This is a genomic window from Comamonas sp. wu1-DMT (assembly GCF_040187805.1).
Taxonomy (GTDB): Bacteria; Pseudomonadota; Gammaproteobacteria; order Burkholderiales; family Burkholderiaceae_C; genus Comamonas; species Comamonas thiooxydans.
This window is the reverse complement of the sequence record NZ_JBANEM010000003.1, coordinates 249,742-273,924: the sequence shown is the minus strand read 5'-3', so window position 1 is coordinate 273,924 and position 24,183 is coordinate 249,742. Positions and strand designations below refer to the sequence as shown.

Genomic DNA, 24,183 nt, shown 5'->3' with positions numbered 1-24,183 from the left:
TGGCCAGATTGGGCTGTCTCAGCGCTTTTCCCTGATTCCAAGCCAGACGCCCGTCAGGCCGCTGAGCGTCACCACCGTCATTCCGAGCAGCGATGTGCTGTCGGGAAGCTGCCCGAAAAACAGCCAGCCCATCAGCATGGCAAAGCCGATCTGGCTGTAGAGGAAAGGCGCCACGGTTGCGGGCGTGGCGTGGGTGTATGCCTGCAGCAGCATCAGGTGGCCAATGCCGCTGCAAAGGCCCATCACAGCTGCTGCTGCGTAGATCTGCCAGTCATCGATGGGTTGCCATACAAAGCCTATGAGAGGCGTGGTCAGCAGCAAGGGCAGCCAGGTCGAGTAAAGCTGGGTGGTTGGAGGTGAATCCAGGCGAGACAGGCGACTTCCTAGGACCTGGTAGATGGTGCCCGATACCAGCAGACCAACAGGCCACAGGGCGGCCAGGCCCAAGGGCTGTCCATCGTTTTCCGGTCGGACGATGGCAATCACTGCCAGCAGACCGATCACCAGCAGCGACCAACGGGCAGGACTGACCTGCTCTTTGAAAAATAGCGCCGAGGCCACCACGATAAAGAGCGGCGCTGCTGACCAGATGGCCGTGAAATTGGCCAAAGGCATGTTCTTTATGCAGAAAAAGGCGCAGACCGTGGTCAACAGCCCCGAGATCGCTCTCAGAAGTTGAAAGCTCAAGTTCCGGGTTCTCAGTGCCGAAAGGCCGTGCCGAGGCAAAACCAGCACGCTGGTGACCAGAGCCTGGGCCGTGAAGCGCAGCCACAAAACCATGAGAACCGGAAGCAGCGTTCCCGTGAACTTGGTGGCGCTATCCAGAACGGCAAACAGCGCACAGGCGAATATGGTGAGCAGAACACCGCGGATGGCAGACTGCGCTGACGGGGAAAGTGTGGGAGAGAGCCAGCCGGGGAACATGTCCGTAGCGATTTGCGACAAGAGAAGCGAGGAATTCTAGGGGGCGAAGTTGTCGGCTTTGGTTGTGACGCCCATAAAAATGCCCGCACTGTTAGGTGCGGGCACTGGATGGGGTGATGAAGGATTACCAGGGCATGGCGTTACGAATACGCGCAATTTTTTTCGGCCTGCTCGGTCGAAGACTCCTTGGCGGTGCGCAGCGCTTGCCGGATGAAGACAAACAGCAGCAGCAGGAAACCGGTGCCCACAGCCGCACCAATGGCCAGCATGGACTTCTTGGGCTTGATGGAAAGTTCGGGCAGGGTCGGCATCTGGATCACATCGTCGTTGTCCAGACCTTCAAGGCGACGCTCCATGTCCAGAATCCCCTTTTGGCGATTGCTGTTCGCGGTCAGCAGTTCGCCATAGAGGCGGCTGGTGGCTTCGGTGACACTTTTCCCGGAGGAGAGATTGGCGGATGTGTCATGCTCCAGCTTGAGCGACTCCTCCAGGCGTGTCTTCTCGGAGGCCAGCTGCACCTCCAGCTGCTCTTTTTCCAGACCGCGTGGCTTGCTCAGGGGAAACAAGGTGTCCAGCAGTGCCTGGTTGAGCTTTTGAGCCGCTTCGGGCGATTTGGCCTGCGTTGAAATATTCAGCAGCTTGTCCTGCTTGCCGACATTGACGGTGATGCGCTTGCTGAGCTTTTTATAGATTTCTTCCTTGGTCAGGCCATCGTCCAGGCCCGCAACAGGGGCAATCTGATGCAGCACGTCAGCAGACATGGCCAGGCTGGCGGCCATGGGGGCGGTAAAGCTGGAGCCGGGACGCTCCACCTGAACCGATGCGCTGCTCTCGTAGGTCTTGGGGATCGCCAGACCGATTCCGTAAGCCGCAATGCCAGCCAATAGCGGGCCGAAAATCAGAATTTTCCAGTTTTCTGCGAGAGTGACCAATAGATCCAGCAGATCTAGCTCTTCATCTTGTGGGGTTTGAACTTCCATCGATTTTTCTAAATGAATAAGCACTTTGACAAAACGATGAAATCTACCACTAAGAAAAGATTGGACCCAGTGTTTCTGTAACTCCTTATGCCAGGAGCCGGCACAGCGGCTCCAATGTGTTGCAGATCAGCGCCGGCGCTCCAGCAGCATGGAGTCTCCATAGCTGAAGAAGCGGTAATGCTGGGCAATCGCATGCTGATACATGCCCATGATGTGCTCATAGCCCGCAAAAGCGCTGACCAGCATCATCAGCGTGCTTTTGGGCAGATGGAAGTTGGTGATCAGCATGTCGACCACCTGGTACTGAAAGCCCGGTGTGATGAAGATGCTGGTGTCGCCGCTGATATTGCCGTACTTGGCCCAGGACTCCAGCGTGCGCACCGTGGTGGTGCCCACGGCAATGATGCGGCCGCCGCGCTGGCGGCAACGCTCCATGGCGGCCAATGTGGGCAGGGGAATGTCGTACCACTCGCTGTGCATGGTGTGGTCGGCAAGGTTTTCGGTCTTGACGGGCTGGAAGGTGCCGGCTCCCACATGCAGGGTGACGCTGGCGCGCTCCACGCCCTTGGCTTGCAGGGCGGCCAGAACGGTCTCGTCGAAATGCAGGGCGGCGGTCGGTGCGGCTACGGCACCAGGGTGGGCTGCGAACACGGTCTGGTAGCGCTCGCTGTCTTCTTTTTCATCAGGGTCGTGCTCGGCGTTTTGCTGGCGCTCGATATAGGGCGGCAGCGGCAGGTGGCCGAACTGCTCCAGCAATTCATAGGGCGATTCGCCCTGGTTGCCCTTGAAGGAAAGATGGAATAGCGGCCCGTTCTCGTCCGGCCAGCGGCCCAGCAGGGTGGCTTCGAACCCTCCGTTCTTGAGGCCGCCGCAAAGATGGATCTTGGCACCGGGCAAGGGCTTCTTGCTCACGCGCATATGGGCCACGACCTCGTTGTTCTGCAGCACGCGCTCGACCAGCAGCTCGATCTTGCCGCCGCTGGCTTTTTCGCCGAAGACGCGCGCCTTGATGACCTTGGTGTCGTTGAAGACCAGCAGGTCGCCGGGCTGCAGCAGATCGGGCAGTTCGCGGAAGATGCGGTCGGTGGGAGGGAGGCTGCGGCCGTCAAGCAGGCGCGAGGCGCTGCGAACGGCGGTGGGGTGCTGGGCAATCAGGGATTCGGGCAGGTCGAAGTCGAAATCGCTGAGTGTGAATTCACGGGGGCAGGAAGACATGCGGTGCTTGAGGGCCGTACGAGGCCCGTTCCAAGTTCAATCAAACAAGTGGGCGATTGTCGCAAATCGCCATTAGGGCTGCCGGCTTCAGGGCTGAGCAGCGGCTGGATTCCAGAGCTCGTTGAGATTCCTGAAGGGCCAGTCGGCAGGGTCTTCGCGCCCGACTATGCTGTCGTTGGCCAGGGGGCAAGCCAGATCGAGAATCTCGGGTGTGATGCGGCGCTGTTGGCTGAGGCAGTAAAAGCGCCGCACTTTCGGGGTCAGCAAACAGGTCGGCGAGACATCCAGCACCACGGCAAGATGCTGCGACTGCAGCCGCACCAGCGAGCCCAGCGGGTAGATGCCCACCGTCTGGACAAACTGCTCGAAGATGGCCTTGTCGAAATGATGGGGCGCCCATTGCGCCATGCGCTGCAGCGCGATGGCCGGGTGCCAGCCCTGCTTGTAGGGGCGATCCGAGGTGATTGCGTCATAGACATCGCAGACTGCCGTCATGCGCGCCATCAGACTGATCTCGTCCTGCTTCAGTCCGTCGGGATAGCCCGTGCCGTCGACTTTTTCGTGGTGATGCAGGCAGGCGTCGGTAACGGCGTCGTCCAGCCCCTGAGGCAACAGGATTTCGTAGCCCCAGCGAGGGTGGGACTTCATGATGACCCATTCCTCGGCATCCAGCGGCCCAGGCTTGTTGAGAACATCCGGCGGCACTCTGCTTTTACCGATATCGTGCAGCAGGCCTGCGATACCGGCCTGATGCACCTGGTGCTCGTCCAGACCCATGCGGTGTGCCAGACCAATCATCAGCGCGCACACCGCAATGCTGTGCATATAGGAGTAGTTGTCCGCAGTCTTCAGTCGCGCCAGGCTGATCAGGGCGTGGGGGTTGCGCTTGATCGACTCGGCCATCTCGTCGACCAGCAGACCTGAGGCAGGCAGGTCCAGCGGACGGCCCAGGCGAATGTCCTTGAACATGGTCTTGAGCACATCACGTGCCTGCCCAATGATCTGATGGGCCTGCTGCAACTCCACGCTGGTTCTGGTGGGCCGTACCGGCGAGCTGGGCACAGCTTCGTCGCCTGGCGACTCCAAGACTTCTGCGGGCGTGATGTCGGGGGCGATGTCGGCCCCCTTGCCGGTGTCTATCCACACCTGGCGGATGGTGGTGGCAAGCAGGCGTTCCAGGTCCCTGGGCTGATCGAGCAGGAGGCGGGTACGCAAAAAGGGGTGCTCCATCCACGAGCCGCAGAACTCGTGCACAAACATCCCCGGGCGCAGGTGCTCGACATCAACTCGCTTCAACATGGATTTACGAGGAAACACATAGTAACAATTTGAGAATGGTAGCGATTTTGACGTTATTGCGCTGGCGGCAGTTGTTTGCGAACCTGAATATGCTGTATATACATACATTGCTTTCCCTGTCGCGGGGAGTGTAGTCAAGGAGTCTCAGTTGTCTGTGTCAAAAAAGCCTGTTACCGAGCCGAAGTCTGCTGTCAAGCGCGCTGCCGCTCGTGAGAAAAAGGCGGGCATGGACCAGGATGCAGCTCCCAAAAAGACCGTCAGCCCTGCGCAGCAGGCCTTACAGAAGATGGGATTGACGCGCGATATCGATCTGGCTTTGCATCTGCCGCTGCGCTATGAGGACGAAACCCGCATCGTGCCGCTGAAGAACGCGCGTGATGGCGAGACGGTGCAGATCGAAGCCACGGTCACGCACAGCGAGGTGCAGCTGCGCCCCAGGCGCATGCTCAAGGTCACCGTGGATGACGGCAGCAGCACCTGTCTGCTGACCTTCTTCAGCTTCTATCCGTCGCAGCAAAAGACCATGGCGCCCGGGGCGCGCCTGCGCATTCGCGGCGAGGTCAAGGGCGGTTTCTGGGGGCGGCAGATGATGCACCCTGCATTCCGGGTGGCGGGCGGCGAGCTGCCCACGGCGCTGACACCGGTCTATCCAGCCACTGCCAGTTTGCCCCAGGCCTATCTGCGCCGGGCCATTGCCTCGGCGCTGTTGCGTGCCGATCTGTCCGAGACCTTGCCACCGGGGCAGTCGCCTCCCATTGCGCAGTTCTATGGTCAAAATGGACTGCAGCCGGCATATGACTTGCGCAATGCGCTCATTTTTCTGCACCATCCAACGCCCGATGTGGCCTTGGTCACGCTGGAGGACCATTCCCACCCGGCCTGGCAAAGACTCAAGGCGGAAGAGCTGCTGGCCCAGCAGCTGTCCCAGTACGAGGCCAAGCGCGAGCGCGCCCGCTTGCGCGCGCCCGTGCTCAGGCCGCAGGCCGGCATGGCTGACTTGACCCAGCAGTTTCTGGCGCAACTGCCGTTTGGCCTGACGGGGGCGCAGCAGCGAGTGGTGGGAGAGATTCGAGCCGATATGGAACGCCGTATTCCCATGCATCGTTTGCTGCAGGGCGATGTGGGCTCGGGCAAGACGGTGGTGGCAGCACTGTCTGCCGTGGCCTGTATCGAGGCCGGCTGGCAATGCGCGTTGATGGCTCCGACCGAAATCCTGGCCGAGCAGCATTTCGGCAAGCTGGTCGGCTGGCTGGAGCCGATTCTGGCGCCGCTGGGCAAAAAGGTCGCCTGGCTGGCCGGCGCCCAGAAAAAGAAGGAGCGCGCCGCGATGCTGGCGCTGGTGGAAAGCGGCGAGGCGGCGCTGGTCGTGGGCACGCATGCCGTGATTCAGGAGCAGGTGCAGTTCAAGAATCTGGCCCTGGCCGTGATCGACGAGCAGCACCGCTTTGGCGTGGCCCAGCGTCTGGCGCTTCGGCAAAAACTCGCGGCCACGGGAATGGAGCCACATTTGCTGATGATGAGCGCCACACCGATTCCCCGTACCTTGGCCATGAGCTATTACGCCGACCTCGATGTCTCCACCATCGACGAGCTGCCGCCAGGGCGCACGCCTATCGTCACCAAGCTGATCTCGGACAGCCGCAAGGACGAGGTGATCGAGCGCATCGGCGCCCAGGTCGCCAGTGGGCGTCAGGTCTATTGGGTCTGCCCGTTGATCGAGGAGAGCGAAGCGCTGGATCTGTCGAATGCCACGGCTACCCATGAATATTTGAGCGAAATGCTGCCTGGTGTCATGGTGGGTCTGCTGCACTCGCGCATGCCCACGGCCGAGAAAAAGGCCGTGATGGAGCTGTTTTCTGCCGGCGTCATGGGAGTGCTGGTATCCACCACGGTGATCGAGGTGGGTGTGGACGTGCCCAATGCCTCGTTGATGGTCATTGAACACTCGGAGCGTTTCGGCCTCTCGCAGCTGCACCAGTTGCGCGGCCGTGTGGGGCGCGGCGCTGCAGCCTCGGCCTGTGTGCTGCTGTATTCGGTCAATGACAACGGGCGCCTGTCCGATACAGGCAAGGAACGCCTGCGGGCCATGGCCGAGACCAATGACGGTTTCGAGATCGCGAGGCGGGATCTGGAGATTCGCGGCCCGGGAGAGTTTCTCGGCGCCCGGCAGTCGGGCGCACCCATGTTGCGCTTTGCCGATCTCGAGCAGGACGTGATGCTGCTGGACTGGGCGCGCGAGCTGGCACCGCTTATGCTTGAGCAGTTTCCTGCGCTGGCTGCACGCCATGTCAGCCGCTGGCTGGGTGGAAAGGCCGAATATTTGAAGGCCTGAAATACCCAAACCTGCGTTTGAAGACGTAAAGAGTTACGTTTTTGCAGGAATATATGTAATCTTTTGCCTTGGCAATTTGTGATTGAATGCAAAAACAGGATGAATCAATGCTGTTATTGAGAATCCCAAAGACCCCCTCTCTATGACTCTTACCGAATTGAAGTACATCGTGGCCGTTGCGCGGGAAAAGCACTTTGGCCGCGCCGCCGAAGCATGCTATGTGTCCCAGCCTACGCTGTCCGTGGCGATCAAGAAGCTGGAGGAAGAGCTGGATGTCAAGATTTTCGAGCGCAGTGCCGGTGAAGTCTCGGTGACCTCGCTGGGCGAGGAGATCGTGCGCCAGGCCCAAAGCGTGCTCGAGCAGGCCAATGAGATCAAGGAAATTGCCAAGCGTGGCAAGGACCCGCTGTCAGGCGTTCTGACCCTGGGCGTGATCTACACCATAGGCCCCTATCTGCTCCCCGATCTGGTGCGCAACTCCATCAATATGACGCCGCAGATGCCGCTGATGTTGCAGGAGAACTTCACCGTCAAGTTGCTGGAGATGCTGCGCACGGGCGAGATTGACTGCGCCATCATGGCCGAGCCCTTCCCCGATACCGGTCTGGCACTGGCTCCGCTGTACGACGAGCCCTTCATGGCCGCCGTGCCCAGCACCCACCCGCTGGCGCAGAAGAAAAGCCTGTCCACCACGGATCTCAAGAACGAGACCATGCTGCTGCTGGGCGCGGGTCACTGCTTCCGCGACCATGTGCTCGAGGTCTGCCCCGAATTCGCGCGCTATGCCAGCAACTCCGAGGGCATTCGCCGCACCTTCGAAGGCTCCTCTCTCGAAACCATCAAATATATGGTGGCCGCCGGCATGGGCGTGACCCTGGTGCCGCGACTGTCCGTGCCCGAGGATGCACTGGCTCCCATTGAGCGCCGTCGCCGCGCCGATGAGCCTCATATTCGCTATCTTCCGATTCATGAGGAAGACGGCATTGCGCCGCCCACCCGCCGTGTGGTGCTGGCCTGGCGACGCAGCTTCACGCGCTATGAGGCGATTGCCGCACTGCGCAATGCCGTCTACGCCTGCCCGCTGCCGGGGGTGCAGCGTCTGTCGTAATAAGCGTGGCTTTAGCGGCTCGAAGAGGGCGGGAGCCTGGATTCGTTAAACCTGAAAGGTGAGTGCATGACCAAGCAAGGCAAGGACAAATCGCAGAAACAAAAGTCGGACGCCGCGCCGCAGGTGCCCGCAGGCATCCATATCGGCATCAGCGACGAGGACCGCGCCGCCATCGCCAAGGGGCTGTCGGCGCTGCTGGCCGACACCTATACGCTGTACCTGACCACGCACAACTTCCACTGGAATGTCACGGGGCCCATGTTCAACACGCTGCACACCATGTTCATGGCGCAGTACACCGAGCTGTGGAATGCCGTCGATCCCGTGGCCGAGCGCATCCGCGCACTGGGCCACCATGCACCTGGCTCCTATGCCCAGTTCGGCAAGCTCACCAGCCTGCCCGATGCCCCGGCCCAGCCGCCCAAGGCCCTGGAGATGGTGCGCATCCTGGTGCAGGGCCACGAGGCCGTGGCGCGCACGGCTCGCCAGCTGTTCCCACGTGCCGACAAGGCCGGCGACGAGCCCACGGCCGATCTGCTGACCCAGCGTCTGGCCGTGCACGAGCAGACTGCCTGGATGCTGCGCTCCCTGCTCGAGGAGTGAGACGCGCCGCGGCAGCAGCTCGTCCCGGTCTTCCCCAAGCCCTGACGGGCTAGCCTCTGGAGGCCCGTCAGGGCTTTTTCGCTTTTGCTTTTGAAAGGAATGTCTGTGTTTTCTGCAGCGACTCCCGTGGTCCTGCTGGCGCAATGGGTGGACAGCCATGTCATCTGGGTGTTGCTGCTGCTACTGCTGGTTGGGGCCTGCATGCTGCGTTGCCGTGCGCAGGGCCGGGCCGAGTGGCTGTGGCAGGACCGCAGCGCGGACTTCAGGCCGGATGGCGGTCGCTTGCTGGCGGTGGCGGCACTGGCCGCTGTGCTTCTGGCCCTGCTGAGCGTCGGCGTGCACCAGTCCCAGTCGGTGCTGCCGCCTCAGGGGCTGATGGCCCTGGACCTGAAGCTGCAGCGCGCGGTGAGCGCGGCCCTGCCGCCCATGCTGCAGCCTCTGGTGCGGGCATGGACCCTGCTTGGGGATTGGCGCGTCATGGGGTTGCTGAGTCTGGTTGTGGGTCTGTGGCTGCTGTGGCGGCGCCAGGGTCTGCAGCTGCTGAGCTGGGTGGTGGCGGTGGCCGGCACCGGGCTGTGGGTGCGTTTCATCAAGGGGACCATGCAGCGCGCGCGCCCGCTGGACGGGCTGGTGCATGAGGCCGGCTTCAGCTTTCCCAGCGGCCATAGCGCGGGCACGGCAGCGATTTTCGGCATGCTGGCCTGGCTGGCCGCTCGTCACCTGCCGCGGCGCTGGCGGACTTGGGTCTTTGCGGTGGCCACGCTGCTGGCCCTGAGCACGGGCTTGAGTCGCGTGCTGCTGTCCGTGCACCATGCCAGCGATGTGCTGGCGGGCCTGTGCCTGGGCCTGGGCTGGACGGCCCTGGTGCTCTGGTTGACAGACCGTGTCGAGCATGGGGGCGGCGCCATCGGGCCGCCGCAGGCCGAGGCACAATTGCCGCTGCGCTGATCGTGGCCTGGGGGCCCGGTCGTGATCTCCTGCCTTTCGGAACCTGTCTCATGTCCGCCTCCACCCCTGCTTCGCCGCGCTCCAAGCTGTCGCTGTATCTTGATCTGATCCGCTTCAACCGTCCCGCGGGTTGGCTGGTGCTGGTCTGGCCCACGCTGGTGGCACTGTGGGTGGCCGGCCAGGGCTTTCCGGGCTGGTATCTGCTCGTGGTCTTTGTGCTGGGCACGGTGCTGATGCGCAGCGCGGGCTGCACCATCAACGATATTGCCGACCGCGACTTCGACAGGCATGTGAAACGCACCACCCAGCGCCCCATCACCAGCGGCCAGATCTCGGTCAGGGAAGCCGCCATGGTCGGCCTGGTGCTCACGCTGGTGGCCTTCGGCCTGGTGTTGTCAACACGCTGGGAGGCCGTGGCCTGGTCGGTGCCTGCCGTGCTGTTCACGATTCTCTATCCCTTCACCAAGCGCTTTTTTGCCATGCCTCAGGCCTTTCTGGGCATTGCCTTCAATTTCGGCATCGTGATTGCGTTTGCGGCGGTGACGGGCGAGGTCAATGCCACGGCCTGGACGCTGTGGCTGGCCAATATGTTTCTGGTGCTGGCCTATGACACCGAATACGCCATGGTGGACCGCGATGACGATCTCAAGATCGGCATGAAGACCTCGGCCATCACCCTGGGCCGTTTCGATGTCGCGGCGATCATGCTGTTCTTTGTCCTGTGCTGGGGGCTGATCGCCTGGGTGCTGGCTCCTTATCAACTGGGCTGGCCCTTCTGGCTGGGCATGGGCGTGGCAGCGGCCCAGATCGTCTGGCATTTCAGCCTGATCAAGGACCGTACGCGCGAAGGCTGCTTTGTCGCCTTCAGCAAGAGCCACTGGATTGGCGCCGCAATCTTTGCGGGTGTGGCGCTAGGGTTTGCGTTGAAATAGTCCTGTTTTGATAGCTGAAAGCGCTTGACTGATAAGCGATGAATGCCTGAATGACTTAAAAAAACCGGCCGAGGCCGGTTTTCTTTATTTGCCGAACTCGGCGGCCAGCTCCTGTGCGCGGATCTGAGCCTTGCGCATGGCTTCGATGAAATGCTCGGGCAACTTCTGCTCCTGCATATGAGTGATGGCCGCGTAGGTGGTACCGCCCTTGCTGGTCACGCGCTGGCGCAGCACTTCGGCGCTTTCGCTGGAGCGTGCCGCCAGTTCCGAGCCGCCCGCAAACGTGGCCACGGCCAGCTTGTAGCTTTGCTCGGCGCTGAGGCCCATGTCGACACCCGCCTGGGTCATGGCTTCGAGGAACAGGAATACATAGGCCGGGCCGGAGCCGGAGATGGCCGTCACGGCATCCAGATGGGCTTCCTTGTCCACCCAGCTGAGTTCGCCGGTGCTGCCGATCACGGTCTCGATCAGGGCCTTGCCCTGGGCATCGACCTCGGGGCGGGCGAACAGGCCCGTCATGCCCTTGCCCACCAGGGCCGGTGTATTGGGCATGGCGCGCACGATGCGGTGGGTGCCGGTCCAGGCCGCAATGCTGTCGGTGGTGATGCCGGCCGCCACGCTCAGGTGCAGGGCGTGGCGGGTGTGGGCGGCAACGGGAGCGGCCGCTTCCTTGAAGCTCTGGGGCTTGACGGCCCAGACCACCAGCTGGGCGCTTTGCAGGGCCTCGGTGGCGGCGGGCAGGGCGTCGATGCCGAAGCTGGTCTTGATCGCAGCGCGCGTGGCTTCAAAAGGCTCGACCACGGTGATGCTGCTGGCCGGAACGCCCTGGCGGATCAGGCCGCCGATGATGGCGCTGGCCATATTGCCGCCGCCGATAAAGGCGATGGGAGGGAAGACGGAGGTCGAGTGGTCGGTCTGGCTCATGATGGTTCGATTCGCTTTGCAATGCAGCAAGTGGGCAAGCCTGTATTCGGATTTCAGGTGCAGAACGGCACTATAAACCTGTGCCGCAGCGGCCGGGCTCCTCGCTCAATGCGACGAACTGGGTGACTTCGGCGGGGTTGAAGTTGTTGTCGCTGACCAGCAGCAGCACGCGTCGGCCATCGGGCAGCGGTGGTCCCCAGCTCAAGCCCTCCAGGTTGTCCACGGATTGCAGGCCTGCATCCGCCAGGTCCAGCAGCAACTTCTTGTCGGCGGGCTGGTAGCTGCCAGGCTGCAGCCGGCTCTGGCCCAGCGTGTCACTGCTGGCGTCGGCGCGGGTGCTGATGCGGTAGATGCGGGCGCCGAAGCGCAGCGGTGGCGCAAAGGAGCGCTCCAGCACCAGCAGGTGTTCAGGGCCGTCGGCCAGCACGGCGCTGATGCCGTTGATGGCACCGTGTTGCAGCCACAGGTCGGCAGGCAGGGCATCGGGCAGATAGGCAAGCTGGCGCGCGGGCTGCTGCGTGCCCATGTCATAGGCGGTGATGCGCACCGGGCCGCCCGAGTGGTCAGCTGCGGGCAGGGCCCCGTCTTGTCTGAGCGCTGCCTCCATGGCCAGCCAGAGCGTTCGGCCATCCTGGCTCAGCGCCAGACCTTCAAGCGTGAAGTTGCTGCGCGGCCCTTGGGTCTTGCTGCTCGGCAGGTCCAGCTCGGGCGGCAGCGGCCATTCGCGCAGCCAGTGTCCATCCTTGCTCGATTGCAGCAATTGCGGGCCGAATCCGCGTGTGAAGTCGCCCTCGCTGCTCCACAGCAGGGACTGTCCTCCCGGCAGCACGCGCAGGGCTTCCGCGTCGGGCGTCGCGATGCCGGGCAGGGGCTGGCGGTGGCTGGGGTAGGGGGCCTGGGCAGGGCTGAGCAGCGGTCGGGCATTTTGCAGCCTGACCTGGTGCAGGCCGCTGGCGTCGTATTCGATGCGCGCCGTGTAAAAGCGCGCCGGCCCGTGGGCGGAGCGGTCGTCGCTGACCAGGTAGTACAGATTGCTGCCCGCGTCGTAGTCGATCGAGGACAGGCCGCCCACTGGTGTGTCGGCAAACTGCTTGTCGTGCTGCCAGCGGATTTCCCCAAGCAGGGACCAGGGCCGAGCCTCGGATGTGCTGCAGATGCGGTGGGGTGCGAGCGACGCCGTCGTGCAGGCAGCGAGGCAGGCGCAGATCAACGAGAGGCCCCAAAGGCAGAGCTGTCGTGGATTGTTCACATTTGTGCCTTGTACTTTTCGCTGATCGCTTTCTAAGATGCCAGCATTTCTGTGCCGCGCGGGGCTGCACGGACAACGCCATCGGAAATAGGGAGCAATCATGGCATCCAATGTCAAAAAATGGTCGGCGGAGTTTCTGGGTACTTTCTGGCTGACATTTGGCGGTTGCGGCAGCGCGGTGCTGGCAGCGGCCTTTCCCGAAGTGGGCATCGGCCTGCTGGGTGTGTCCTTTGCCTTCGGCCTGACGGTGCTGACAGGCGCTTACGCCTTCGGTCCCGTCTCCGGCGGTCACTTCAATCCAGCGGTCTCCGTCGGTCTGGCAGTGGCGGGGCGTTTTCGCTTTGCCGAGCTGCCCGGCTACATCATTGCCCAGGTGCTGGGTGCCATTGTGGCGGCCGCCGCGCTGTATTTCATTGCCAGTGGCAAGGCCGGCGCCCAGGTGGCCGATCTGGCCACCAACGGCTACGGGGATCACTCGCCGGGCAAGTTCAATATGGCGGCGGCGTTGGTGACCGAAGTGGTGCTGACCGCAGTGTTTCTGCTGGTGATCCTGGGCTCCACCACCAAGAAGGCTGCCGTGGGCTTTGCGGGTATGAGCATCGGCCTGTGCCTGACGCTGATTCACCTGATCTCCATTCCCGTGACCAATACCTCGGTCAACCCCGCCCGCAGTACCGGCCCGGCGCTGTTCGGGCCGGCCATCGCGCTGGAGCAACTGTGGCTGTTCTGGCTGGCTCCCATCGTGGGCGCCATCATCGGTGCCGTGATCCACAAGGCGCTGCTGGGTGACGAAGACTGAGCGTTCAACGCGGCTGCTGCACAAGCAAAAAGGGATGCCTTGGCATCCCTTTTTTGATGGCTTGAGCGCTTGCCTGGCCAGCGCCCAGTGCAGCGGCTTTACTGCGCTGTGGTCTGGCGCACGGCCTGTTCCCAGCGCTGCATCAGCTCGTCGGCGCGGTCCTTGCTCAGCGTGGGCAGGAAGCGGCGCTCGGCCTTCCACAAAGCCGACAGCTCCTCGGTGCTCTGATAGACGCCGCTGGACAGGCCGGCCAGATAGGCCGCACCCAGGGCCGTGGTTTCCACGCAGGCCGGGCGCACCACGGGAATACCCAACAGGTCGGCCTGGAACTGCATCAGCAGATTGTTCACGCAGGCTCCGCCGTCCACGCGCAGCTCGCTGACCGGCGTGCCGCCCGTGGCCACGGCGTCGCGGCTCATGGCGCCGAGCAGGGCCGCACTCTGGTAGGCAATGGATTCCAGGGCCGCGCGAGCGATATGGGCCATCGTCGTGCCGCGCGTCAGCCCGGTGATGGTGCCGCGCGCATCGGGCTTCCAGTAGGGGGCGCCGAGGCCGGTAAAGGCCGGCACCAGCATCACGCCGCCGCTGTCGGGCACGCTTTCGGCCAGTTGCTGTACCTGGCCGCTGTGCTCGATGGCCTGCAGGCCGTCGCGCAGCCACTGCACCACGGCACCGCCGACGAAGACGCTGCCTTCCAGCGCAAACTGGGGCTGGCTGCCCGCCTGGGCGGCCGATGTGGTCAGCAGGCCGTTGCTCGAGGTCTGGAAGCTGCTGCCCGTGTGCATGAGCATGAAGCAACCCGTGCCATAGGTGTTCTTGGCCATGCCGGCGTCGAAGCAGGCCTGGCCGAACAGCGCGCTTTGCTGGTCGCCGGCCACGCCGCCGATCTTGATGGAGCCGCCCAGCACCTCGTCGGCCGTCTGGCCGAAATCGGCGGCAGAGGGCAGGACTTCGGGCATCAGGCCCGCAGGAATGTCGAGCAGGGCCAGCAGATCGGCATCCCACTGGTTGCTGTGCACATTGAAGAGCATGGTGCGGCTGGCATTGCTCACATCGGTGACATGGCGCTTGCCGCCCGTCAGCTGCCAGATCAGCCAGCAATCCACCGTGCCGAAGGCCAGCTCGCCGGCCTGCGCTGCGGCGCGTGCGCCGGGCACGTTGTCCAGCAGCCACTTGAGCTTGGTGCCTGAAAAATAGGCATCGATGCGCAGGCCGGTCTTGCGCAGAATGGTGTCGCTGTGGCCGGCTTCGCGCAGTTGCACACAGGTGGGTTCGGCGCGGCGGTCCTGCCAGACGATGCCGTGGTGGATGGGCGTGCCGGTCTTGCGGTTCCAGACGATGGTGGTCTCGCGCTGGTTGGTAATGCCCACCGAGCGGATATCGGCGGCCTTGAGGCCCGCCTTGGCCAGCGCCTCCTTGGCGGTGCTCAGCTGGGTGCGCCAGATCTCGCGCGGGTCATGCTCCACCCAGCCCGGCTGCGGGTAGATCTGCGGCAGCTCCAGCTGGGCCGATGCCACGATGCGGCCTTGCGTGTCGAAGACGATGGAGCGGGAGCTGGAGGTGCCCTGGTCCAGGGCGAGCAGATAGGTTGTCATGGGTTGTCCGTGATTCAGAGGGGGAGCACAAAGCGCGCCATTTCGGCCTGCTCGCTCCAGCCCTGCCGGGAGTAAAAGCCGCGCACATAGGAAGGGCGCTCGCGGTTGTTGACCAGCCAGATGCGTATGCAATGGCGCTCGCGCGCAGCCTGGGTGGCTGCGTCCAGCAGCTGCTGGCCCAGGCCTGCACCGCGCGCTGCCTCGGCGACAAACAGCTCGCTCACATAAGCTTCCCATCCTTGCAGCACGGCGACCGGCAGCCAGTGCACGGCGCAGTAGCCGTGAATGCGTTGCTGGCTGTCTTGCGCCACCAGCATCAGAGAGCGCTCCGGACCGGCCTGCAGCTCGTCCAGCAGCGCCTGCACGGCCTCGGTGTTCTGGGTGGCAGAATGGGTTTCATAGGCCTTGAACCAGCCTATATCGTGCAGCAGCTGGGCAATGCCTGCTGCATCCTCGGGCAGCGCGGGGCGGATCAGATAGGGGGCAGCATTCATTGGGCGATGGTGCATTGCACCTCGGCATCGCGCAACAGGGCATCGAATGGCGCGGAGGGCGCAACGTCGGTGAACAGGCGGTCGATCTGATTCAGTCGGGCCAGCTCCACCATGGCCTGGCGGCTGAATTTGCTGTGGTCGGCTGCCAGCCAGACTTCGCGCGACTGGCCGATGATGGTCTGGGCCACCTTGACCTCGCGCAGGTCGAAGTCGCGCAGGCTGCCGTCCGATTCGATGGCCGAGATGCCGATCACGGCAATGTCCACCTTGAACTGCCGCATGAAGTCCACGGCCGCCTCGCCGACAATGCCGCGGTCGCGTGTGCGCACCACGCCGCCGGCGACGATGACCTCGCAATCGGCATTGCTGCTGAGGATGGCTGCAACATTGAGGTTGTTGGTGATGACGCGCAGCCCCTTGTGCTGCAGCAGGGCCTGGGCCACCGCTTCGGTGGTGGTGCCGATATTGAGAATCAGCGAGCAGCCGTTGGGAATGGCTTCGGCAATGGCGCGTGCGATGCGCATCTTGCCTTCGGCATGCAATACCTGGCGCTGGGTATGGGCCAGGTTCTCCACGGTGGCGCTGGGCACGCGCACGCCGCCATGAAAGCGCACCAGCAAGCCGGCATCGGCCAGCTTCTGTATGTCTCGGCGCACGGTCTGCAGCGTGACCCCGAGGATTTCTGCCAGTTGCTCCACCGAGGTGGACTGACGGGCGCGGACTTCTTCGACAAGCTGCAACTGGCGGGGATTGCTGTTCATGACTGATGACTGGTTATATAGGTGCTATTGGCGCATGGACGGGCTGCAGGTGAAGAGCTCTATAGGGGAGAGCGCCAGCCGCAGCGGGCAGTGCAGGGATTGTGAGCGAATCCAAACGAACCTCTAATAGGGTGATTTTCTATGGAATTGCCCGGTAAAAAACAAAAATGAATCCACGCCGAGTCTGAAGTCTGACAGCAAGCTGCGGTTATATGTCATCGTGGCGAGTTGTTGCAGCAGTAACAATTGGCGCTGCAAGAAGAATGCAGTTCATGCATTGAGAGTGTGCAAGCGTGCCGATTGCCGATGTTGCGGCCTGACCGGGGTGGCGCTGGGCTAGTGGTTTTGGCTTGAATCGCGCAAAAACGAATCGATATTTGGGATTTGTAATGCACTAAAAGCGAAAAAGAGCGAAAATATTCGATCTGAAATTTGTTCTTTGCTGTGCGCGTCTCATCGCTGGATGATGGCGGCGCGGCGATCACCGCAGAAGTCGTTCCATGAACCAGTCCACTCAACCCTTGGCTACAACGCGCGCGCAACTGCTGGAGCGCCTGGCGCAGACCGAAAGCTTCGATCTGGCTATCGTGGGCGGCGGTGCCACGGGGCTGGGCGTGGCGGTGGATGCGGCGGCGCGCGGCTTTAAGGTCGTGCTGCTGGAGTCGCTGGACTTCGCCAAGGGCACTTCCTCGCGTGCCACCAAGCTGGTTCACGGCGGCGTGCGCTATCTGGCGCAGGGCAATATCTCCCTCGTGCGCGAAGCACTGCACGAGCGCACGACCCTGTTGCACAATGCGCCGCATCTGGCCCAGCCTCTGGCCTTTGTGATGCCCTCGTACAAGCTGCTGGATACGCCGTTCTACGGCATCGGCCTCAAGATGTACGACGCGCTGGCCGGCAAGGCCGGCCTGGGGGCTACCGAATTCCTCTCCAGCGCCAAGACCGTGAAATACCTGCCGACCGTGCAGCAAAAAGGTCTCAAGGGCGGGGTCAAGTACTGGGATGGTCAGTTTGACGATGCGCGCCTGGCGCTGGCGCTGGCGCGTACCGCAGCGGCCAAGGGCGCTTTGCTGATCAATTACTGCCCGGCAGAAAAGCTGATCTACGAGGGTCAGCAGATTGCCGGCCTGATCTGCCGCGATGCGGAATCGGGCCGCAACTTCACCGTGCGCGCCAAGTGCGTGGTCAATGCCACGGGACCATGGGTGGATCTGTTCCGCCAGCAGGATGCCGAGGCCCAGGGCAAGCCCGTCAAGCCCATGGTGGCGCCCAGCCAGGGCGTGCACGTGGTGGTGGACCGCGAGTTCCTGCCCACGGATCATGCGCTGCTGATCCCCAAGACGGCCGATGGTCGCGTGCTGTTTGCCGTGCCGTGGCTGGGCAAGGTCATTTTGGGAACCACCGACACGCCGCGTCACGATCTGGCGCGCGAACCCCTGCCTTTCCCCGAAGAGCTGGACTTCATTCTCGGCGAGGCCGGCAAATATCTGAATCGCCAGCCCACGCTGGCCGATGTGCGCAGCATGTGGGTGGGCCTGCGCCCCCTGGTCAAGCCGCAGGACGATGATGGCGAGAACACCAAGAAGATCAGCCGCGAGCACACGGTGATGGCCAGCAAGACCGGCCTGGTGACCGTCACCGGCGGCAAATGGACGACGTACCGGGCCATGTCCGAGGATGTGCTGGCCGAATGCTTCCAGATCGGTCGCCTGCCCAGCCGCCCTGCAGGGGTGACCGTGAACCTGCCGTTGGTCGGTGCGCCGGCCGAGGCGGCCGTCACGCACAGCATGAATCAGAGCCAGGGCCTGCACTCCTACGGCACGGATGCTGCCGCCGTGGCTGCGCTGCCTGGTGCGCAGAACTGGCTGATGGATGGTCTCTCGGAAGCCATGGTGCGCTTTGCCGCCCGCTTTGAATACGCGCGCACCGTCGAGGACATGCTGGCGCGTCGCAGTCGCCTGCTTTTCCTCGATGCCCGCAAGGCTGCCGAGATCGCGCCCCGCGTGGCGGCCATCCTGACCGAGGAGCTGGCCCAGGATGTGCAGCTCAACGACTTCCTGGCCCTGACCCGCCAATATCTGCCCGCCCAGGGCTGATCCGCGCGGCCGCCCTGCGGGGCGTGGCGTACGGGCAACAGGCTGTGGTCCGCAGGTCTTGCGAAAATGTGAGCTGTCAGCGCTTTCTATCTGTTGATTTCAGATGGATTATTGTTTGAAATCAATGCTCTAAGAGCGCTATGCGCTATTGTTTTGGTTGCAAGTGCGAAAGGCCTGTCTGCCAGGCTTTGCGCCAGTGAAATCAGTGCGGGTATTGCAGGCTAAACGCTTGACGCACAAAGGATTTCCTGCGACAATCTCCTGCTTCACGTTTAAAAGCGTGGAACTTTCTGCCCAGCGGGAAGCCCTCCGGAATGGTCCGGAAGGTGGACGACGGGCCCAAGACTGACCGGCTGCTTGATCAGCCCTTGAGAAGACTCTGGGGCTGTCGAGCGTTGCTGGAGCAAGTTGGGAATATTGAAATGATCCAAACAGAATCTCGGTTAGAGGTTGCCGACAACACCGGCGCGAAGTCTGTTCAGTGCATTAAGGTGCTGGGCGGTTCTCATCGTCGCTACGCAAGTGTTGGCGACATCATCAAGGTGAGCGTCAAGGAAGCAGCTCCTCGTGGTCGCGTCAAAAAAGGCGAGATCTACAGTGCTGTGGTGGTGCGCACCGCCAAGGGCATCCGTCGTGCAGACGGTTCGCTCGTGAAGTTCGACGGCAATGCCGCCGTGCTGCTGAACGCCAAGCTGGAGCCTATCGGCACCCGCATCTTTGGCCCCGTGACTCGTGAACTGCGTACCGAAAAGTTCATGAAGATCGTGTCGCTGGCCCCTGAAGTTCTCTAAAGGAATAGCACCATGAACAAGATTCGCAAGGGCGACGAAGTTATCGTGCTGACCGGCCGTGACAAGGGCAAGCGTGGCGTGGTTTCTCTGCGCAAGGATGACTCCCACGTGATCGTGGACGGTGTCAACCTGGTCAAGAAGCACACCAAGCCTAACCCCATGAAGGGCACCACCGGCGGTATCGTGGAAAAGGCCATGCCTATCCACCAATCCAACGTGGCTATCTTCAATGCAGCGACCGGCAAGGCCGATCGCGTGGGCATCAAGGTGAACGCCGACGGCACACGTGTTCGCGTGTTCAAGTCCAATGGCGCTGAAATCGCCGCCTAAGGAGTAACACATGGCACGACTGCAAAAACTCTATCGCGAAAAGATCGCGGCTGAACTGAAGGAAAAGTTCGGCTACACCTCCGCTATGGAAGTGCCCCGTCTGACCAAGATCACTCTGAACATGGGTGTGAGCGAAGCCGTGGCCGACAAGAAGGTGATGGACAACGCCGTGGCTGACCTGACCAAGATTGCTGGTCAGAAGCCTGTGGTGACCAAGGCCAAGAAGGCTATCGCTGGTTTCAAGATCCGCGAAGGCCAAGCTATCGGCTGCATGGTGACCCTGCGTGGCGTTCAGATGTACGAATTCCTGGACCGTTTCGTGACCGTGGCTCTGCCCCGCGTGCGTGACTTCCGTGGTATCTCGGGTCGTTCGTTCGACGGTCGCGGCAACTACAACGTTGGCGTCAAAGAACAAATCATCTTCCCCGAAATCGAGTACGACAAGGTGGACGCTCTGCGTGGTCTGAACATCAGCATCACGACAACAGCGAAGAACGACGAAGAGTGCAAGGCACTGCTCGCCGCTTTCAAATTCCCCTTCAAGAACTGAGGTGGCGCATGGCTAAAGTAGCAATGATTCAGCGCGAACTGAAGCGCGAAAAGCTGGCAGCCAAGTATGCTGCCAAGTATGCAGAACTGAAGGCAATCGCCGGCGACGTGAAGCGTTCCGACGAAGAGCGCGACGCCGCTCGCCTGGGTCTGCAGAAGCTGCCCCGTAACTCGAACCCCACTCGCCAGCGTAACCGTTGCGAGATCACTGGCCGTCCTCGCGGTACCTTCCGCCAATTCGGTCTGGGTCGTGCCAAGGTGCGTGAATTGGCCTTTGCTGGCGACATCCCCGGTGTCACCAAGGCCAGCTGGTAAGCAAGCAGGAGAGATTAAACATGAGCATGAGTGATCCCATCGCTGACTTGCTGACCCGCATCCGCAATGCACAACTGGTCTCCAAGGCCACTGTGTCGGCTCCTTCCTCCAAGGTGAAGGTTGCCATCGCACAAGTGCTGAAGGAAGAAGGCTATATCGACGGCTTCGAAGTGAAGTCCGAAGGTGGCAAGTCCGAACTCGAAATTACCCTGAAGTACTACGCCGGTCGCCCTGTGATCGAGCGTATCGAACGTGTGAGCCGTCCCGGCCTGCGCGTGTACAAGGGTCGTCACGCAATTCCTCAGGTCCAGAACGGCCTGGGTGTGGCCATCGTCACTACTCCCAAGGGCGTGATGACTGATCGCAAAGCACGTGCTGCCGGTATCGGCGGTGAAGTGCTGTGCTATGTGGCCTAACGGACATTAAGGAGAAATACTGAAATGTCTCGCGTAGCAAAAGCTATTGTGACCATCCCCGCAGGTGTGGATGTGTCCATCAACGCTGAAACCATCAAGGTCAAGGGCAAGGGCGGCGATCTGTCGCTGGCTCTGAACGGCCTGGTGACCATCGGCAACAACGACGGCAAGCTGTCCTTTGCTCCCGCCAACGATTCCCGTGAAGCTGACGCTCTGGCCGGTACCATCCGCCAGCTGGTCAACAACATGGTCAAGGGCGTGACTGAAGGCTTCGAGAAGAAGCTGACGCTGATTGGCGTGGGCTACAAGGCCGCTGCACAAGGTTCCAAGCTGAACCTGGCTGTGGGCTTCTCGCACCCCGTCAACTTCGAGATGCCTGCCGGCATCACTGTCGCTACCCCCACTCCGACTGAAATCGTGATCAAGGGTGCTGACCGTCAAGTGGTCGGTCAATTGGCTGCTGAGATCCGTGCCGTTCGTCCTCCCGAGCCTTACAAGGGCAAGGGCATTCGCTATGCGAATGAGAAGGTCGTGATCAAAGAGACCAAGAAGAAGTAAGGAGCTGCATGATGTTGAACAAGAAAGAGCAGCGTCTGCGCCGTGCCCGTCAGACTCGCATCCGCATTGCCCAGCAAGGCGTTGCACGTCTGAGCGTGAACCGCACCAATCTCCATATCTACGCCTCCGTGGTTTCGGAAGACGGCACTACCGTGCTGGCTTCGGCCTCCACTGCAGAAGTCGAAGTGCGTTCGCAACTCGGCGCCGCTGGCAAGGGTGGCAACGTGGCCGCCGCCACGCTGATCGGCAAGCGCATTGCTGAGAAGGCTAAGGCTGCTGGCGTTGAGAAAGTGGCTTTCGACCGCGCCGGTTTTGCATACCACGGCCGCGTGAAGGCTTTGGCAGAAGCCGCTCGCGAAGCGGGCCTGCAGTTCTAAGCGGAGCGGATACAAATGGCTAAATTTTCCCCCAAAGTGCAAGACGAAGGTCGTGACGACGGTCTGCGCGAAAAAATGATCGCGGTCAACCGCGTCACCAAGGTTGTGAAGGGCGGTCGTATTCTCGGCTTCGCTGCACTGACCGTGGTTGGCGACGGTGACGGTCGCGTTGGCATGGGTAAGGGCAAGTCCAAGGAAGTGCCTGCTGCCGTGCAAAAAGCGATGGAAGAATGCCGTCGCAACCTGATGAAGGTTGCACTGAAGAGCGGCACCATTCACCACTCGGTGAAGGGCCATCACGGCGCTGCCAAGGTCGAGCTGCACCCAGCTCCCAAGGGTACCGGCATCATCGCTGGCGGCCCTATGCGCGCTGTTTTTGAAGTGGTGGGTATCACCGACATCGTGGCCAAGAGCCACGGTTCGTCGAACCCCTACAACATGGTTCGCGCAACTTTCGACGCTTTGAAGAACTCCACGACCCCTGCGAACGTGGCAGCAAAGCGCGGCAAGTCGGTCGAAGACATCTTCACCGCCTGATCGGAGTCCAGCACATGACAACACAACAAACTGTCAAGATTCAGCTGGTTCGTAGCCCCATCGGCACCAAAGAGTCGCACCGTGCGACTGTGCGTGGCCTGGGTCTGCGCAAGCTGAACAGCGTCAGCGAACTGCAGGACACTCCTGAAGTGCGCGGCATGATTAACAAGATCGCCTACTTGGTGAAGGTTCTCTGAAAGGATTGATGATGGAACTCAATAGCATCAAGCCTGCAGACGGCGCCAAGCACGCCAAGCGTCGCGTGGGTCGCGGTATCGGTTCTGGTCTGGGTAAGACTGCCGGTCGCGGTCACAAGGGTCAGAAGTCGCGTTCGGGTGGCTACCACAAGGTGGGCTTCGAAGGCGGTCAAATGCCTCTGCAGCGTCGCCTGCCCAAGCGTGGCTTCAAGTCGCATCTGCTGAAGTTCAATGCAGAAGTGACCCTGTCCGAGCTGGATAAGCTCGGCCTGGCCGAAGTCGATCTGGCTGCTCTGAAGCAAGCCGGTCTGGTTGGCTCTATCGCTAAGGTCGTGAAGATCATCAAGAGCGGTGAACTGACTAAGGCTGTCAAGCTCAATGGTATCGGCGCTACCGCCGGTGCCAAGGCTGCCATCGAAGCTGCCGGTGGCAGCATCGCCTGATTAAAGTTCTGAAAGAAGACATCCGTGGCTACTAGCGCAGCTCAAATTGCAAAGACTGGAAAATTCGGCGACCTGCGTCGTCGTCTGGTTTTTCTGTTGCTTGCGCTGGTCGTATACCGCATCGGGGCGCATATCCCCGTTCCGGGCATCGACCCAGCGCAGCTGCAGCAGCTGTTCTCTGGCCAGCAGGGCGGCATTCTCAATCTGTTCAACATGTTCTCGGGTGGAGCGCTCTCGCGCTTCACAGTGTTCGCACTGGGGATCATGCCGTACATCTCGGCATCGATCATCATGCAGCTCATGACCTACGTGGTCCCGACATTCGAGCAGATGAAAAAGGAAGGTGAAGCGGGTCGTCGCAAGATTACCCAGTACACCCGCTACGGCACTCTGGGCCTGGCGCTGTTTCAGTCCTTGGGAATTGCTGTTGCCCTGGAAAGCTCCGCAGGCTTGGTTCTGAACCCTGGTTTTGGCTTCCGCATGACTGCGGTGGTCAGTCTCACGGCCGGTACCCTGTTCCTGATGTGGCTCGGTGAACAGATCACTGAACGTGGTCTGGGCAACGGTATCTCGATACTGATCTTTGGCGGTATCGCCGCAGGCCTGCCGAGCTCCATCGGCGGTCTGCTGGAACTGGTGCGCACCGGTGCCATGAGCATTCTGGCGGCAATCTTCATTGTTCTCGTTGTGGCAGCCGTGACGTATTTCGTCGTGTATGTCGAACGAGGTCAACGCAAGATCTTGGTGAATTACGCACGCCGGCAAGTCGGCAACAAGGTGTACGGTGGTCAGTCTTCGCACTTGCCACTGAAGCTGAACATGGCAGGTGTGATTCCTCCCATCTTCGCTTCGTCGATCATCTTGCTGCCCGCTACGGTGGTGAATTGGTTCAGTGCAGGAGAATCCATGCGCTGGCTGAAGGATATTGCGAGCACGTTGACCCCTGGTCAGCCAATCTATGTCATCCTTTATGCTGCCGCGATCATTTTCTTCTGCTTCTTCTATACGGCCCTGGTTTTCAACAGCCGGGAAACTGCCGACAACCTGAAGAAGAGTGGCGCTTTCATCCCCGGGATTCGTCCTGGCGAACAGACAGCCCGCTACATTGACAAGATTCTGGTTCGCCTGACCCTGGCTGGCGCGATCTACATTACCTTCGTGTGCTTGTTGCCCGAATTCCTGATCCTGAAGTACAACGTTCCGTTCTACTTCGGTGGTACATCGTTGCTGATCATTGTGGTCGTGACAATGGACTTCATGGCGCAAGTGCAGAACTACGTGATGTCGCAGCAATACGAGTCGCTCCTGAAAAAAGCGAACTTTAAGGCTGGTATTTGATGACAAGGCTGCCCAAGGGGGCAGCCTGCCAAAAGTTAGTAGACGCCCATCGATCTATCGCGGGCATTGTTTC

The 24,183-nt window shown here is 61.5% G+C and carries 27 protein-coding genes; 18 read left to right on the top strand and 9 right to left on the bottom strand.

Translation table 11 applies throughout. From position 1 onward, the window contains the following. Positions 1-18: 18 nt before the first annotated feature. From V8Z78_RS07250 to V8Z78_RS07235, 4 genes are all read right to left on the bottom strand, one after another. Positions 19-945: a DMT family transporter gene (locus V8Z78_RS07250; protein WP_349731159.1), complete on the bottom strand. Its 927-nt coding sequence runs from the start codon at positions 943-945 to the stop codon at positions 19-21. Positions 946-1,064: 119 nt separating this feature from the next. Then, positions 1,065-1,904, bottom strand: coding sequence for a Wzz/FepE/Etk N-terminal domain-containing protein (locus V8Z78_RS07245; protein ID WP_349731158.1), 840 nt, complete (start codon positions 1,902-1,904; stop codon positions 1,065-1,067). A gap of 126 nt (positions 1,905-2,030) precedes the next feature. After that, complete coding sequence (gene queA / locus V8Z78_RS07240; RefSeq protein ID WP_046461622.1) at positions 2,031-3,119, bottom strand: tRNA preQ1(34) S-adenosylmethionine ribosyltransferase-isomerase QueA; 1,089 nt, start codon at positions 3,117-3,119, stop codon at positions 2,031-2,033. 87 nt (positions 3,120-3,206) lie between these two features. Then, positions 3,207-4,418, bottom strand: a complete 1,212-nt coding sequence (locus tag V8Z78_RS07235) for an HD-GYP domain-containing protein (protein WP_349731157.1) — start codon at positions 4,416-4,418, stop codon at positions 3,207-3,209. Between the two features lie 148 nt (positions 4,419-4,566). Here V8Z78_RS07235 and recG point away from each other — a divergent pair, with 148 nt between their 5' ends. From recG to ubiA, 5 genes are all read left to right on the top strand, one after another. After that, positions 4,567-6,750 carry an ATP-dependent DNA helicase RecG gene (recG, locus tag V8Z78_RS07230; RefSeq protein ID WP_202787799.1) on the top strand — a complete coding sequence of 728 codons (2,184 nt, stop codon included), beginning with the start codon at positions 4,567-4,569 and terminating at the stop codon, positions 6,748-6,750. A 142-nt stretch (positions 6,751-6,892) separates the two neighbouring features. Beyond that, on the top strand, positions 6,893-7,858 hold the full coding sequence (locus V8Z78_RS07225) for a LysR substrate-binding domain-containing protein (RefSeq protein ID WP_003068373.1): 966 nt from the start codon (positions 6,893-6,895) through the stop codon (positions 7,856-7,858). Positions 7,859-7,924: 66 nt separating this feature from the next. Continuing rightward, positions 7,925-8,461: a Dps family protein gene (locus V8Z78_RS07220; protein WP_003068377.1), complete on the top strand. Its 537-nt coding sequence runs from the start codon at positions 7,925-7,927 to the stop codon at positions 8,459-8,461. A gap of 99 nt (positions 8,462-8,560) precedes the next feature. Continuing rightward, a complete protein-coding gene (locus V8Z78_RS07215; RefSeq protein ID WP_057093836.1) occupies positions 8,561-9,409 on the top strand; it encodes a phosphatase PAP2 family protein in 849 nt (282 codons plus the stop codon). Between the two features lie 50 nt (positions 9,410-9,459). Then, on the top strand, positions 9,460-10,341 hold the full coding sequence (gene ubiA, locus V8Z78_RS07210) for a 4-hydroxybenzoate octaprenyltransferase (RefSeq protein WP_057093834.1): 882 nt from the start codon (positions 9,460-9,462) through the stop codon (positions 10,339-10,341). An 84-nt stretch (positions 10,342-10,425) separates the two neighbouring features. Here ubiA and proC read toward each other — a convergent pair whose 3' ends face one another. After that, positions 10,426-11,265, bottom strand: a complete 840-nt coding sequence (proC, locus tag V8Z78_RS07205; RefSeq protein WP_039050256.1) for a pyrroline-5-carboxylate reductase — start codon at positions 11,263-11,265, stop codon at positions 10,426-10,428. Between the two features lie 70 nt (positions 11,266-11,335). After that, positions 11,336-12,514: an esterase-like activity of phytase family protein gene (locus tag V8Z78_RS07200; protein WP_034362850.1), complete on the bottom strand. Its 1,179-nt coding sequence runs from the start codon at positions 12,512-12,514 to the stop codon at positions 11,336-11,338. A gap of 100 nt (positions 12,515-12,614) precedes the next feature. On the opposite strand from V8Z78_RS07200, the gene aqpZ reads away from it, so the two are divergent. Further along, positions 12,615-13,313, top strand: a complete 699-nt coding sequence (gene aqpZ / locus V8Z78_RS07195; protein WP_003068393.1) for an aquaporin Z — start codon at positions 12,615-12,617, stop codon at positions 13,311-13,313. 98 nt (positions 13,314-13,411) lie between these two features. Here aqpZ and glpK read toward each other — a convergent pair whose 3' ends face one another. The 3 genes from glpK to V8Z78_RS07180 are packed head-to-tail and all read right to left on the bottom strand — an operon-like array spanning position 13,412 to position 16,163. Further along, positions 13,412-14,908 carry a glycerol kinase GlpK gene (glpK, locus tag V8Z78_RS07190; RefSeq protein ID WP_003068397.1) on the bottom strand — a complete coding sequence of 499 codons (1,497 nt, stop codon included), beginning with the start codon at positions 14,906-14,908 and terminating at the stop codon, positions 13,412-13,414. Between the two features lie 14 nt (positions 14,909-14,922). Next, positions 14,923-15,402 carry a GNAT family N-acetyltransferase gene (locus V8Z78_RS07185; RefSeq protein WP_003068402.1) on the bottom strand — a complete coding sequence of 160 codons (480 nt, stop codon included), beginning with the start codon at positions 15,400-15,402 and terminating at the stop codon, positions 14,923-14,925. Next, entirely contained in the window at positions 15,399-16,163 is a 765-nt protein-coding gene (locus tag V8Z78_RS07180) for a DeoR/GlpR family DNA-binding transcription regulator (protein ID WP_003068405.1), read from the bottom strand. Before V8Z78_RS07180 ends, V8Z78_RS07185 begins: the two co-directional genes overlap by 4 nt. 500 nt (positions 16,164-16,663) lie before the next feature. On the opposite strand from V8Z78_RS07180, the gene V8Z78_RS07175 reads away from it, so the two are divergent. From V8Z78_RS07175 to secY, 12 genes are all read left to right on the top strand, one after another. After that, a complete protein-coding gene (locus V8Z78_RS07175) occupies positions 16,664-18,259 on the top strand; it encodes a glycerol-3-phosphate dehydrogenase/oxidase (protein WP_034377342.1) in 1,596 nt (531 codons plus the stop codon). 422 nt (positions 18,260-18,681) lie between these two features. After that, positions 18,682-19,050, top strand: coding sequence for a 50S ribosomal protein L14 (gene rplN / locus V8Z78_RS07170; RefSeq protein WP_003050500.1), 369 nt, complete (start codon positions 18,682-18,684; stop codon positions 19,048-19,050). 12 nt (positions 19,051-19,062) lie between these two features. Beyond that, positions 19,063-19,380 (top strand): 50S ribosomal protein L24, encoded by a 318-nt coding sequence (gene rplX / locus V8Z78_RS07165; protein WP_003068411.1) that lies wholly within the window; start codon positions 19,063-19,065, stop codon positions 19,378-19,380. 10 nt (positions 19,381-19,390) lie between these two features. After that, the gene (rplE, locus tag V8Z78_RS07160) at positions 19,391-19,930 is read left to right on the top strand and encodes a 50S ribosomal protein L5 (protein WP_003050507.1); all 540 of its coding nucleotides are present in this window, start codon (positions 19,391-19,393) and stop codon (positions 19,928-19,930) included. Between the two features lie 8 nt (positions 19,931-19,938). After that, on the top strand, positions 19,939-20,244 hold the full coding sequence (rpsN, locus tag V8Z78_RS07155; protein WP_003050509.1) for a 30S ribosomal protein S14: 306 nt from the start codon (positions 19,939-19,941) through the stop codon (positions 20,242-20,244). A 20-nt stretch (positions 20,245-20,264) separates the two neighbouring features. Continuing rightward, positions 20,265-20,660 carry a 30S ribosomal protein S8 gene (gene rpsH, locus V8Z78_RS07150; RefSeq protein ID WP_003050510.1) on the top strand — a complete coding sequence of 132 codons (396 nt, stop codon included), beginning with the start codon at positions 20,265-20,267 and terminating at the stop codon, positions 20,658-20,660. Positions 20,661-20,684: 24 nt separating this feature from the next. Next, the gene (gene rplF / locus V8Z78_RS07145; protein ID WP_003068417.1) at positions 20,685-21,218 is read left to right on the top strand and encodes a 50S ribosomal protein L6; all 534 of its coding nucleotides are present in this window, start codon (positions 20,685-20,687) and stop codon (positions 21,216-21,218) included. A gap of 11 nt (positions 21,219-21,229) precedes the next feature. Continuing rightward, complete coding sequence (rplR, locus tag V8Z78_RS07140; RefSeq protein WP_003050513.1) at positions 21,230-21,595, top strand: 50S ribosomal protein L18; 366 nt, start codon at positions 21,230-21,232, stop codon at positions 21,593-21,595. 15 nt (positions 21,596-21,610) lie between these two features. Next, positions 21,611-22,132, top strand: a complete 522-nt coding sequence (gene rpsE, locus V8Z78_RS07135) for a 30S ribosomal protein S5 (protein ID WP_003050515.1) — start codon at positions 21,611-21,613, stop codon at positions 22,130-22,132. A gap of 14 nt (positions 22,133-22,146) precedes the next feature. Beyond that, a complete protein-coding gene (gene rpmD, locus V8Z78_RS07130) occupies positions 22,147-22,329 on the top strand; it encodes a 50S ribosomal protein L30 (protein ID WP_003050517.1) in 183 nt (60 codons plus the stop codon). Between the two features lie 11 nt (positions 22,330-22,340). Further along, a complete protein-coding gene (gene rplO / locus V8Z78_RS07125; protein ID WP_003050519.1) occupies positions 22,341-22,772 on the top strand; it encodes a 50S ribosomal protein L15 in 432 nt (143 codons plus the stop codon). Positions 22,773-22,796: 24 nt separating this feature from the next. After that, positions 22,797-24,110 carry a preprotein translocase subunit SecY gene (secY, locus tag V8Z78_RS07120; protein WP_003050520.1) on the top strand — a complete coding sequence of 438 codons (1,314 nt, stop codon included), beginning with the start codon at positions 22,797-22,799 and terminating at the stop codon, positions 24,108-24,110. The last annotated feature ends 73 nt before the right edge of the window (positions 24,111-24,183 follow it).